At 59.0% G+C, this 12,722-nt stretch carries 10 protein-coding genes; 1 reads left to right on the top strand and 9 read right to left on the bottom strand.

Annotated elements, in window-relative coordinates; all coding sequences use genetic code 11:
• Positions 1-88: 88 nt before the first annotated feature.
• The 3 genes from CAURIC_RS08755 to CAURIC_RS08745 form a co-directional block, all read right to left on the bottom strand.
• Positions 89-529 carry an Lrp/AsnC family transcriptional regulator gene (locus CAURIC_RS08755; protein ID WP_035114744.1) on the bottom strand — a complete coding sequence of 147 codons (441 nt, stop codon included), beginning with the start codon at positions 527-529 and terminating at the stop codon, positions 89-91.
• 248 nt (positions 530-777) lie between these two features.
• The gene (locus tag CAURIC_RS08750; RefSeq protein WP_084588185.1) at positions 778-2,673 is read right to left on the bottom strand and encodes a phospho-sugar mutase; all 1,896 of its coding nucleotides are present in this window, start codon (positions 2,671-2,673) and stop codon (positions 778-780) included.
• Positions 2,670-3,482: a purine-nucleoside phosphorylase gene (locus CAURIC_RS08745; RefSeq protein WP_035114747.1), complete on the bottom strand. Its 813-nt coding sequence runs from the start codon at positions 3,480-3,482 to the stop codon at positions 2,670-2,672. The genes CAURIC_RS08750 and CAURIC_RS08745 overlap by 4 nt, the downstream gene beginning before the upstream one ends.
• A 28-nt stretch (positions 3,483-3,510) precedes the next feature.
• Between CAURIC_RS08745 and CAURIC_RS08740 the strand changes: the two genes are divergently transcribed.
• Positions 3,511-4,788, top strand: coding sequence for an amidohydrolase (locus CAURIC_RS08740; protein WP_290182515.1), 1,278 nt, complete (start codon positions 3,511-3,513; stop codon positions 4,786-4,788).
• Positions 4,789-4,940: 152 nt separating this feature from the next.
• On the opposite strand, the gene CAURIC_RS08735 is transcribed toward CAURIC_RS08740, so the two are convergent.
• The 6 genes from CAURIC_RS08735 to CAURIC_RS08710 all read right to left on the bottom strand — a co-directional run bounded on the left by CAURIC_RS08735 (position 4,941) and on the right by CAURIC_RS08710 (position 12,602).
• Positions 4,941-6,347 (bottom strand): NAD-dependent succinate-semialdehyde dehydrogenase, encoded by a 1,407-nt coding sequence (locus CAURIC_RS08735; protein ID WP_035114749.1) that lies wholly within the window; start codon positions 6,345-6,347, stop codon positions 4,941-4,943.
• Positions 6,348-6,421: 74 nt separating this feature from the next.
• The gene (locus tag CAURIC_RS08730; protein ID WP_290182513.1) at positions 6,422-7,102 is read right to left on the bottom strand and encodes a DUF1707 SHOCT-like domain-containing protein; all 681 of its coding nucleotides are present in this window, start codon (positions 7,100-7,102) and stop codon (positions 6,422-6,424) included.
• A 76-nt stretch (positions 7,103-7,178) separates the two neighbouring features.
• The gene (gene glpK, locus CAURIC_RS08725) at positions 7,179-8,684 is read right to left on the bottom strand and encodes a glycerol kinase GlpK (protein ID WP_290183431.1); all 1,506 of its coding nucleotides are present in this window, start codon (positions 8,682-8,684) and stop codon (positions 7,179-7,181) included.
• Between the two features lie 124 nt (positions 8,685-8,808).
• Positions 8,809-9,447, bottom strand: coding sequence for a hypothetical protein (locus CAURIC_RS08720; RefSeq protein WP_035114750.1), 639 nt, complete (start codon positions 9,445-9,447; stop codon positions 8,809-8,811).
• A gap of 326 nt (positions 9,448-9,773) precedes the next feature.
• Positions 9,774-11,564 carry an acetyl/propionyl/methylcrotonyl-CoA carboxylase subunit alpha gene (locus CAURIC_RS08715; RefSeq protein WP_035114752.1) on the bottom strand — a complete coding sequence of 597 codons (1,791 nt, stop codon included), beginning with the start codon at positions 11,562-11,564 and terminating at the stop codon, positions 9,774-9,776.
• 186 nt (positions 11,565-11,750) lie between these two features.
• The gene (locus tag CAURIC_RS08710) at positions 11,751-12,602 is read right to left on the bottom strand and encodes a sulfurtransferase (RefSeq protein WP_035114755.1); all 852 of its coding nucleotides are present in this window, start codon (positions 12,600-12,602) and stop codon (positions 11,751-11,753) included.
• Positions 12,603-12,722: the final 120 nt, after the last annotated feature.

The following is a 12,722-nucleotide window of genomic DNA, read 5'->3' as shown; positions in this document are numbered from 1 at the left end:
GGAGTTCTGCTGCACTTTTGTATATTGGGGGAGTTTGGAGGGGGCGGCGACAGGGGTGCCGGTTACTTTTCGGCGACAGGGGCCCCGGCTACTTTTCATCCTTGAGGACCTTCATCGTGATGTGACTGTGGATCCGCATGATTGCCGGATCCCGGTGGAATTCGTTGGTCATCCACTTTTCGTAGGCCTCAATGTCCGCAAAACGAGCTCGCACTACGTAATCGGGTTGGGAGAACATGCGGCGAAACTCCACCACTTCATCCATGGCTAAAATTCGTTTTTCAAAGCCGCTGGTGGCCTCGTGATTATTGTTTTCGATGTTTACCAGGATGATGACTTCGAATCCCTGCCCGACTGCCGCCGGGTCGATGTCCGCGTGGTATCCGCGAATGATCCCCTCAGCTTCCATGCGTCGAACCCGTCGCAAGCAAGGAGCTGGCGTTAAACCCACAGCGCGCGCAAGATCTTGATTGCTGATGCGCCCATCGCGCCGTAACTCCGCAATAATCGCGTGGTCGATGCTATCCATGGCTAAAGAGTATTACCCGCCGAGCCAAAAGATCGCAATATCGCCGACATTGGGCGCTTCTGGAGAGACCACCCCCGCGCCGGGCGTGGGCTGTCAGCGTTGTCTGGGTTCGCGCTTCAGAACGGCGAGAACACCCCCGCGCCGGGCGTGGGCTGTCAGCGTTGTCTGGGTTCGCGCTTCAGAACCGCGAGACCACCCCCGCGCCGGGGTTGTCGACCAGGCGCGTTTCTACGGTGGTTGCGGTGGTGTTATTCCACCCCCGCCACGCTCTTCACATCGCGCCGTACAGCCTCCAGCAGGGCACTAACCTGATCGCGGCGCCTGGCCAGCGTGGCGTCGTCCACTAAGTCAACCGCCCCGTGACCTGTGGCTGCGGGCGCGCAGATCTCCAGATAGAACTTCGCCTTGGGCTCGGTGCCGCTGGGTCGTGCGACCACCCGTAGGTGAAGCTCGCCGCCGTCAGCCCAATCAGCCGCGCCGTCGCCAGCCCCGCCGTCAGCCCAATCAGCCACACCGACGCCAGCCACACCGTCGCCAGCCGCACCACCTGCTCCATTAGCGCCGTCTCCACCTGCACCACCCACACTTGCCACAGATCCCGCCAGGCGCACCCCAGGAGTGCCATCCAGGTCGCTGGCTGCGACGGGTACCCCGCCCAATTCGGCCGGCGGGTGGGTCACTACATCTGTGATCCGCTGCTGTGCCTCATCAACGGTCGCGTAGCGCGCGCTGACTTGGGCTGTCTCGAACACCCCGTGGGTTTTCTGCAGGTCATCCCATTCGTCCAGTAGCGAACGTCCCTCGGCCTTGAGCTCCGCCGCCCATGCGGCCGTAATCAACGCCGTGGCAATCCCGTCCTTATCTGCGACAATCTGCGGAGCGGGGCACGTGCCAATCGCCTCCTCGTACGCAAATGCCAGATCTCCCGGCAAGCCATCCGCCGCGCGCGCGAGATGCTTGAAGCCCGTCAAGGTCTCCACGTAATCCCACCCACGCGCCTGGGCCATCTGCCCCAACATCTGCGAACTCACTATTGTGGTCGCCACCACGGGTTTTGTCGCATGGCGGTTGTGGGTTGTGCTGTTGGTTTTGTGGGACGACGCCCCGCGCCCCACAATCCGGTGCGCCAATAGTGGGCCGGTCTCATCACCCCGGAGCATCCGGTAACGGCCCGTGCCGTCGTTCGTGGAATGCCGCACGCCGATCATGCAGCGGTCGGCATCCGGATCCAGTGCGATTGCTAAGTCCGCATCCAAACGTTCGGCCGTAGCTAACAGTTCATCAGTGGCGCCGGCTTCTTCCGGATTGGGAAACGCCACGGTGGGAAATGTGGGGTCTGGCCAGCGCTGGGAGGCGACGGAGTGCACATCCCCGAAACCGGCTTCGCGCAAGGCCCACTCTAGGGCGTTGCCACCCACACCGTGTAAGGGCGTGTAGACGATCCGCAGTTGACGGCGCGGTCGCAAAACTGATTGCTCCCCAGTCGCGACCAACCGACAGATGTCCGTCACATAACCACTAACCGTGGCCAGATCCACGTTTTTGGCCTCTGAGCGGGGAATCTTGCACGGCGCTGCGGGCTGTTCGGCGATGGCAGCTTCGATCTCGCGGTCAGCGGGGGAGATCAACTGTGAACCCCCGCGCAGGTAAAGTTTATAGCCATTGTCTGCGGCCGGATTGTGCGAAGCGGTGATCTGCACACCCGCATCCAGATTGCGGTCACGAACCAACCAGGCCAGAACCGGGGTGGGTGCCGGTTCCGCAATCAGTGTGACCTCAAAACCAGCCCCAGCGAAGGTCTCCGCCGTCGCGCGTGCCATCGCTTGGGAGGCATAGCGCGCGTCGTATCCCACTGCGACAGCAAAGCGGCCATCGCGGCGAATTGGGGTTTGGGTCCTCTTCATCCACTGCGCCACACCGGCGGTAGCGCGAGTAGCCGTGGTGACGTTCATTTCCCCTGGGCCGGGGCCCACCGGCCCCCGCAGCCCGGCGGTACCGAAACGCAATCGAGGGGTTGGTGCCTCTGCTTCCAGGGAAGACTCCCGGGAAGCGACTTCGGGAGTGCCCGGGGCTGGGATCGTTTCGGGGGAGCTCGCGGCTGGGATCGTTTCGGGGGAGCCCGCGGCTGGATCTGGGTACGTCATGCCAACGATCCCACCAGTTCCGCGAGCAGCTCACCCATGTCCTGGGCAGCGGCGCGACCGGCTTCCAGTACTTCTGTGTGATTGAGGGGTTCACCGGTAATGCCGGCCGCTAGGTTAGTGACAAGGGAGATGCCCAGCACGTCCATATTGGCCTCCCGAGCGGCGATCGTTTCGTACACAGTGGACATACCAACCAGACCCGCACCGAGCGTTCGAAGCATATTGATTTCCGCAGGGGTTTCGTACTGCGGCCCGGGCATCATGGCGTACACGGCCTCACGCATTTCGGGCCGCAGCTTCCGGGTGGCCTCGCGCAAGGTGGGAGAGTATGCATCCACAAGGTTGACGAAATTAGCGCCCACTAGGGGAGTCTTCGCCGTGAAGTTGATGTGATCGGAAATCAACACTGGCTCACCCACCCGCATGCCCTCGAGCAATCCGCCCGCGGCGTTAGTCAGCACGATGGTTTGCACTCCAGCGGCTGCGACGGTGCGTACGGCATGAGCGGTCCGCCACAACTCGTGGCCTTCATAGGCATGCGTGCGACCCAGCAGAATCAACACGGCTCGATCCCCCAGCCGTGCGAATCGGATTGTGCCTCCATGGCCTTCGGCAGTCGGGGGTAGGAATCCCGGCAGCTCCGCCATTGGGAACTCAACCACTTCCGTGGCGTTGTCAGTCATCACGTCCGCCGCAGGCCGCCACCCAGAACCAAGGACCACGGCGGCGTCAAAGAAATCAACACCTAGTTTGTCCTTCAGCTGCGCGGCAGCAGTGCGAGCAATTTCGTATGGGTCTTGAGTGCTCATGCCATCTAAGTCTACCGCAGGGGTTAAGATGAAATCTCAGGTAAATATTGCTCGACCGGCTCCAGCGAAGGTGGAACAAACTCAGGTGGGTAGCTCAGAAGTCTCGACGTTCGTCAGCGATTGGGTAAAGCACAACGATTCCCGTGTGGTCGGATGGCGCCGCCACTTGCACCGCAACCCGGAACTGTCGCACATGGAGTACCGCACCACGGATTTCATCATGGAGATCCTGCAGGAAGCAGGGTTCACGCCCGAGCGGCTGCCCACCAATGGTGTAGTCGCAGACATCGGTCCGGTTAACGAGCCGATCATAGCGTTTCGCGGGGATATCGATGCCCTGCCTATTCAGGAGATCACTGGCCTTGATTTCGCTTCTGAAGTATCGGGGGTGATGCACGCATGCGGTCATGACATGCACACCACTGTGGTTTTGGGGTTGGCGGTTGCTTTGGCAGATTTTGTCGACGCCAACGGGGTGGATGCCCTCGGTGTGCGCGTGCGCTTCATTTTCCAACCGGCTGAGGAAGTGATGGATGGCGGCGCCACCGAGGTTATCGAGGCAGGAGCGCTCAATGGAGTAAGCCAAATCTTCGCGCTGCACTGCGAACCCAAGTTGCGTTCGGGCGAGGTAGGACTGCGCGTGGGCCCGATCACTAGCGCATCCGACGTGGTGGAAATCGTGCTGCGTGGCATGGGCGGTCACACGTCCCGACCACATTTAACTAGCGACTTGGTCTTCGCGGCGGGATTGGTCGCCACTCAGCTGCCCCTGCAGTTCACTCGAAAGGTCGATCCCCGCAGTGGCACGGTGGTGACATTCGGTGCGATCAACGGCGGTGCCACGTTCAACGCCATTCCGGAAGAAGTGCGCCTGCTAGGCACGTTCCGAACCGCGGATGTGAGTGTGTGGCGGCAGGGCGAGGAACTGATTACCGAATTGGTCCAGGATATTGTCAAGCCCACAGGAGCGTTGGTGGAGATTCGCTACACAAAGGGAGTCCCACCAGTGACGAATGATGATGTGAGTACATCCTTGTTGGCACAGGCAGTCAAGGATGTGGATCCCCACGCGTTGAAGGAAGCCCCGCAGTCCAGTGGAGGCGAAGACTTCAGTTGGTACTTGGAGCACGTACCGGGTTCGATGGCACGCTTGGGTACTTGGACTGGAAAGGGGGAGCGCCCGGACCTCCACCAACCAGACATCGTGTTCGATGAGCGCGCCCTGCGGGTGGGGATTCGGATGTTCGCAGGTGTAGTGGAACAGTTTCGCGAGGATCGTGCGTGGCCGGAGGGGATGGGGCTGTAACCCCGCCAGCCAGGGAAGGTGATTACAGCGCGGGGGACTGCCCAGCTTTTGGCGGGGTGGCTGATTGCCTCGCCGGGTGGACGGTGATTACAGCGCGGGGGACTGCCCGGCTTTTGGCGGGGTGGCTGATTGCCTCGCCGGGTGGACGGTGATTACAGCGCGGGGGACTGCCCGGCATCCTGTTGGCCGCTCACGCGGTAGAGGTGCTCGTTGACGAATTCACCTACTCCCCAGCGCGCCAATTCGCGACCGTAACCAGAACGGTTTACGCCACCGAAGGGCAGGCCCGCTGCTGTAACGGAGGCCTCATTGACGAAAGTCATACCGTCATTGAGTTGTTGGGCCACGCCGTATGCAGCTTCCAAGTCGGTGCCCCATACGGAACTGGACAAGCCGTAGTCGGAGTTGTTGGCGATGGCGATAGCTTCGTCGACATCTTTGGCCTTGTACACAATAGCCACGGGGCCGAAGATTTCGTTGCACCCCACATCCGAATTCGGATCTACGTCTGTGAGCAACGTGGGCTGCATGTACGCACCCGGCCGATCGATCTTCTTGCCACCCACACGGATGGTGGCCTCGTTGTTGGCGGCTGCCTTTTGGAGGCGTTCGACGATCTCATCGCGGGCGTCGATAGAAGACAGCGGGCCGATGTCGGCATTAGAATCATCGTGGGCGCCTACCGTCATCGCGCCGATCTTCTTCTCCAAGTAGGTCACCGTGCGATCGTAGAATTCCTCTTGCACGATCAGGCGCTTTGGAGCGTTGCATGCTTGGCCTGTGTTGTACATGCGGATGAGGGCGAACTGGTCGAGGACCCAATCCAAGTTCTCGTCATCCAGAACGATGAACGGATCATTACCGCCCAATTCCAGAACGGATTTCTTGTAGTGCTCACCGGCAGTTTTCGCCACTGCGGCGCCGGCGCCCTCGGAACCGGTGAGTGACACGCCCTTGATGCGGGGATCGGCTACAAAATCATCCATCTGCGAACCGGAGGCGTAAATGTTGATGTATACGTCCTTAGGCAGGCCCGCCTCTTCCAGAATGTCCTGGCAAGCCTGGGAAGACAGCGGGCAAATCGATGCGTGCTTGAGGACGATTGTGTTGCCCAGCAGCAAGTTCGGCGCCGCGAAACGGGCGACTTGGTAGTAGGGGAAGTTCCACGGCATGATGCCCAGAAGTGGGCCCAGTGGTTCCTTGCGGACGACGGTCAGCTGGGCGCCCTGGGCGGGCAGGTGTTCATCGGCGAGGAGCTCGTGGGCGTGCTCGGCGTACCAGCGGTAGATATCGGCAACGATGTCGATTTCCGCCTCGGCCCACCGAGTCAACTTCCCCATTTCGCGCCCAATGTGTTGGGCCAGTTCAGCCTTGCGTTCGGTGTACAGATCAGCAGCCCGGGCGAGGACTTTTGCGCGTTCCTCGATCGGGGCCTTGTGCCAGCTTTCGTAAGCGGCGGTGGAGCGATCGAGGATGTTATCGCGCGCCGAATCCTCGATGCGGTCGAAGCTGTCTTCGGTCTTTCCTGTGCTTGGGTTCTCAATCGCAAATGTGGTCATGTCGCCCTGTATAGTCCCGGCCGGAGCGGCTTAGCAACGGTTTGTCGGGCGAAAACTCACACTTAAGGGGGGCTTTATCGTTGCGGTCCTTGGAAGCGTTTGAGGCTGCGATGAGCCATATCCATGGCGCTGCTGGTGAGTTCGGCGCGCTGCTGTCGGCGCTGTGCACGCAGCTGTTCAGCCTGGTAGCGATGCTCGGTGCGAATGGAACGCAAGCGCTCTCGCTCGATAGAGCGCTGGCTAGGTGCATGCCATTCAGCCGGGCCAATCTTGAGCACGTACAGCAGCACTGCAACGGCGGGAATCAGGAACATGATTAACCCGGACATCTCCCAATAAGGGCTCAACAATGCCGTGCCTACGATTGACCCGATGGTTGTCAGCAGCATGATCCCTGACTTCGGGCGCCCACCGTTGATCCGGGCACGCTCTACTTCGGAGGCGGAGTACATGGGCATGAGAGGGGCATTGGGCTTCAATGCGGGAAGGTCCACAAACAGCGCGTTGAGGTCATCAGCCGTGGTCGCCTCTGCAGCCGAGGAAGCTCGTTCCTCGTATTCTTCGAGCTGCAAACGTCCCTCGGCGAAGTGGGACCCCAAGGCTTCCAGTGCCTGCTGCCGGTCCTGGTCGCTAATCCGCAACCCCGGCACCGACGAGTGCCCCGCCCTGTACGGCTGAGCGAACCCAGGATTGGAATCCGGTACAGGCTGCGAAGGGAAACGGGGATCGTGAGGGAACTGCGCGGGTGTGGACATATCGTTTAGCATAATTCATGACGAGGGAGAATTACTACGTATAGACCTACGTAAATCGCAAAAAAGGGGATTACCCTCAGGCCCAGTTATAAGTTCGTTCCACCGCATCATTCCACCGTGCATACAGAGCATCCCGATCCTCTTGGGACATTTCCGGCGTGTATGTTTTCTTTTCCTGCCACAGACTACGGATCTCGGCCAGGTCGCGGAAGAAACCCACCGCCAAACCAGCAGCATAGGCGGCACCTAGAGCGGTGGTTTCAGTTATCTCCGGAACTGTAACCGGCACACCCAGTTGATCAGCCTGGAATTGCATCAACAATCCGTTGACCACCATGCCCCCGTCCACGCGCAGGCTGGTCAGTTCAACTCCCGAATCTCTGTTCATCGCCTCAACCACTTCGCGCGTTTGGTATGCGGTGGCTTCCAATGCTGCTCGCGCGATGTGTGCCTTGGTGACATACCGCGTTAGTCCGGCGATAACCCCGCGTGCTTCCGGGCGCCAGCGGGGTGCAAGTAATCCGGAGAATGCTGGGACCACATAACAGCCGCCGTTGTCTTTGACGGATCGAGCTAGCGCTTCAATTTGATCGGCCCGGTTGAAAAATCCGAGGTTGTCCCTTAACCACTGCACAAGGGAGCCAGTGACGGCGATTGAACCTTCCAGCGCATATACCGCGGGGTGGTTGCCCAGCCGGTAGGCGATGGTGGTAATGAGCCCATGTTCGGACCATTGGGGCACTTCTCCCGTGTTCAGTAACATGAAGTTGCCGGTGCCATAGGTGTTTTTGGCCTCGCCTGGTTCTACGCAAGCCTGCCCAAAAGTTGCCGCTTGTTGGTCGCCGAGGATGCCGGCGATGGGAATGCCCTTGACCGGGCCGTTGCGCCGTACCCGTCCCACGACTTCTGACGAGCTCACGATCTGAGGCAACAACTCCATGGGGATGCCAAGAATCTTGCACAGCTCGGGATCCCACTTTTGGGTTTTCAAATCCATGAGCATGGTGCGCGATGCGTTGGTGACATCGGTGACGTGCTGGGCTGTTTCTCGGGAGCTCGACGGGGAGCGACGCGATCCGCGGGTGAGTTCCCACACCAGCCAGGAATCGATGGTTCCGAAGGCTAGTTCTCCGGCTTCCGCGCGTTCTCGAACACCTTCAACGTTATCGAGGATCCACCGAATCTTCGGGCCCGCGAAGTACGTGGATGCCGGCAGGCCCGTGCGGGTGCGGAACAGCTCTTTTTCCTCTTCGGTGAGGGAAGAGACGATGTCATCTGTGCGTGTATCCTGCCACACGATGGCGTTGTAGACGGGTTTGCCTGTCGTGCGGTCCCAGATGATTGTTGTTTCGCGTTGGTTAGTGATGCCAACTGCGGCAATGTCGTCGGTATTGATATCTACTTCTGCGGCCGCGTCAGCCATGACGCGACGGGCGTTTCGCCGGATTTCATCGGGGTCGTGTTCTACCCAGCCCGGACGGGGGAAGATTTGTTCGTGCTCCAACTGACTAGTAGAGACGATGTGGCCCTCGGCGTCGAAAATAATGCAGCGGGTAGACGTTGTGCCTTGGTCTATCGCCATGATGTAGCCACGGCGGCCATGAGTCCACTTTGTGATCTGGTCAGTGACGTGCTGCGCGATTTTTTCCACGGCTGCCTAGGATACTCGACGCCACGCTGTGCCTCAGGTAGCGCCGACTGGTGTTTTAGAAGTGCTTGTGTTCGTTGTTGCGGTCGACGTGATTGTCTTCGGCGTGGGCGTTTTCGTACAAGTTATTGTCGGCGTGGGCGTTTTCGTACGGATTACCGGTGGTGTTGTGGTGCTCGTCTGCGTCCACATGTTCTTGGGATTCGTCCTTCTTGCGCGGAATGAAGCTGCTCAAGATCAGGAGTAATCCGGCAAGCACGCCTGCCATCGTCAGCCAACGAAGTACGTTGAGGGTGCTGCCGGACTTGGAGGAGATGTACGTTTGGCCGGTGTCGCACTTGTAGGTGAGGCCCTTAATGTCCTTAGAGAACTCCATCGTGACAACGACGCCCTTAGAGGGAGTTAGAGGCAGGGAGATGTCCTTGATCTTACCGTCATCAGGGATCTTATTTTCACTGTTTGAGATGAGGGATACCGGGGGTTCGGTTGTGTCGTTCTCGCTTTTCAACGCACAATTCTGGGCGTTGATGGAGGACTTATCGCCCAAAAGGTAGTATGTTTTACCCGCCGAGACATCCTGGGGCTTGTCCAAACTGGATACGCTGGTTGCGCTGATGATGGCGGAAATTACGCCGATGGCGAGGAGTATTCCGCCCAAGATGAGTGGCAGTTTGCTTGAGCGCCTGCGCGTTTCCATTATTCGGCCTTTCAGATTGGCGGTCGGTGGACATGGTTAGCGACCGTTCCACGGAAATCCTGTGGAACGATTGCGGTTCTTAATATATTAACAGGAAATCTGAGTGATTACCTCAGTTAAATTCTTCAAATCAATTCTAGATTTAGCAGATTTAGCTGGCGTCTTAAGCGGGTTATGGAATCTTTGCGCTCTGGTAGGGCTGGCCGGGCTCGCCGGCTTGGTTCATTACGGTAGGGCTCGCCGGCTTGGCTCACTACGGTAGGGCTGGCAGGGGGTCGATGGCTGAGTTTGTGACCAGACCTGCTGGGAGGCTTGGGTTAGGTGACCTACTCGTCCGCGATATCTAGCAAAGCCTGGTTCTTCGTGACCGCCGCCCCGGCGACCACCGAAAGGTTGGAAACTACACCGTTTTTATGTGCCTTCACGGCATTTTCCATCTTCATGGCTTCCAGAACCAGGATCGTATCGCCCTCGTTGACCTGCTGTCCCTCGCCGACCATCACCTTGATAACGGTTCCTTGCATAGGGGAGGCCACGGTATCGCCAGTAATTGCGATTTGTCCCGCGGTGCCACGGCGACGCTTGGAACGGCGCAACTGGGCGCCTGTGTGCAAAAGCTCACCCGGAACTAGCAGCTCAACCCGTCGGCCGTCGACTTCGACAACAACTTTCTGCTTGGGCAGCTGCACTACATCGCTGTCGTTATCTGCGGTGGTATCTTCGGCATACTCTGGGAGAGTGTTCTCCCATTCCTCCTCGATCCACCGGGTGTACACGCGAAAGTTACCATCAGTGGCGGTGAATGCCGGATCCTGCATCATTGCACGGTGGAATGGCAGCACGGTGGGCAAACCTTCCACGATGTACTCATCGAGTGCGCGTGCCGACCGCGCGATCGCCTCTTCGCGTGTGGCGCCCGTGACGATCAGCTTCGCCAGCATCGAGTCGAATTGTCCACCAATAACGGTGCCCTCTTCGATCCCTGAGTCCAAACGAATACCTGGGCCCGCGGGCTCTTGGTAGCGGTTGACACGGCCTGGGGCTGGCATAAATCCCGACGCCGCGTCCTCCCCGTTGATGCGGAATTCAATGGAGTGGCCGTGGATCTCTGGATCAGTGAGCCGAGAAAGCTCTTTGCCTTCGGCAATGCGGAACTGCTCGCGCACCAAGTCCCAGCCTGTGACTTGTTCCGTGACGGGGTGTTCCACCTGCAGTCGCGTATTGACCTCCAAGAAGCTGATCATGCCATCACTGCCGACCAGGTATTCGACCGTGCCGGCGCCGTAGTAACCAGCTTCTTTCACGATCGCTTTGGCAGATTCGTAAATGCGGGCGTTCTGCTCGTCGGTGAGAAATGGAGCAGGGGCTTCCTCAACGAGCTTCTGGAAACGGCGCTGCAGGGAGCAATCTCGAGTGGAAGCCACGACAACATTGCCGTGCTTATCGGCTACAACCTGTGCTTCAACGTGACGGGCGCGGTCCAGGTAGCGCTCTACAAAGCACTCACCGCGACCGAAGGCGGCGATAGCTTCACGGGTGGCCGAATCGAAGAGATCGGGGATCTCTTCCATCGTGTAGGCAACCTTCATGCCACGGCCGCCGCCACCGAATGCGGCTTTGACTGCGATGGGTAAACCGTGTTCCTCGGCGAAAGCTTGGATTTCCGCTGCGTCCTTGACAGGTTCCTTCGTGCCGGGGGTGAGGGGAGCGTTCACCTTCATTGCGATATTGCGGGCCGTGACTTTGTCGCCCAAAGCGGAAATGGCCTCTGGGCTGGGGCCAATCCACGTTAGGCCGGCGTCCAGTACGGCTTGGGCGAAGTCTGCGTTCTCGGACAGGAAACCGTAACCGGGGTGGATGGCATCTGCGCCCGAATCCTTGGCTGCCTGGAGGATCTTTTCGATGCTGAGGTAGGACTCTGCCGATGTGTTGCCACCGAGGGCGAAAGCTTCATCGGCCATGCGAACGAAAGGTGCGTCCGCATCGGGTTCTGCGTACACGGCAACGCTAGCAATTCCCTCGTCACGGGTAGCGCGGATCACGCGGACCGCAATCTCACCTCGGTTGGCGATGAGTACCTTGGAGATCTTGCTTCCTGTCTGCGTCACCTTGTTCATTCCTCCGACGTCGTTGCAATACTGCGAAATTTTAGTTACGAGATGGTTAAAAAGTGCTCTATCAAAACTACTACGCATTCCATCGAACAAAGCAAGCGTGATGTAACGGTGTGCCGGGTTTCATTACGGCACCACAGCTTTTGGTGCGCACAATGATCGCGATGGAAGCGCAGGCAAGAATGGGGATTAGCGCGTGATGGGCATGCGCATCATGTTGCCCCACTCCACCCAGGAACCGTCATAGACGCGCACATCTTTCCATCCCAGCAGATGAGTGAGAACAAACCACTGCTGAGCCGCGGTGGCGGCATCGTTGCAATAGACCACGGTGGGAGCATGGGGGTCCAAATCCGCGTGGACTTCCCGAAGCTCCTCGATCTGGCGAAAGCGTGAGTTGGGAAACAGACTGCGACCAATGCTGTGATTAATCGCACCCGGGATATGGCCGTGCCGTGACCAACGTGAATCCTGGTTCAAGCCCGTGTAATCCTCCGGTCCGCGCAGATCAAGGATCTGGAAGGATTCTAAGTTGGTTTTCAACTCGTCGACGAAGATCCGCAATCGCGTAGGGTCATGCTCACCCATCTTGGCGCCGTAACCTTCGGTGGTGGCAACTGGAACGTCGTAGCTGGTTTCCTTTTCTTCTTGCATCCAGGCATCGCGTCCGCCGTCGAGAAGGCGGACATCCCGGTGGCCGTAGTGCTCGAAGATCCACAGGGTGTAAAGCGCCCACTTGTTTGACTGGTCACCGTAGATCACCACCGTATCGTCGGGGGTGATTCCTTTGGTATCCATCAACGCGCCAAATTGTTCTGCCGAAATGATGTCCCGGGTGGTTGGGTCACCGAGCTCCGTGGCCCAATTCATGCGTACGGCAGTGGGAATGTGCCCAATGTCATACTGCTGGCGTTCCTCATCGCTTTCGACCACTTTGAGCCCCGGTGTTCCCAGCTTCGCACCCAGCCAAGCGCTCGTGACCAGCTTGTTTGGGTGAGCATACTGCTGCAAATGTCTACTGGGATCTTCGGGAATTCCCACGGTTGTGTCCTCCGGTCACTAGTTGATGTAACGTGCACCACTCGTAGGGGTGCAATAGGGGTGAGGTCTACTAGGTTTTCGACGCGCGAACCGAGTCTAACGGCAAATAGGATAACGGGT

This window comes from Corynebacterium auriscanis, assembly GCF_030408435.1.
GTDB classification, from domain to species: domain Bacteria; phylum Actinomycetota; class Actinomycetes; order Mycobacteriales; family Mycobacteriaceae; genus Corynebacterium; species Corynebacterium auriscanis.
The sequence above is the reverse complement of the archived record's forward strand: the minus strand, read 5'-3'. Positions and strand labels throughout refer to the sequence as shown.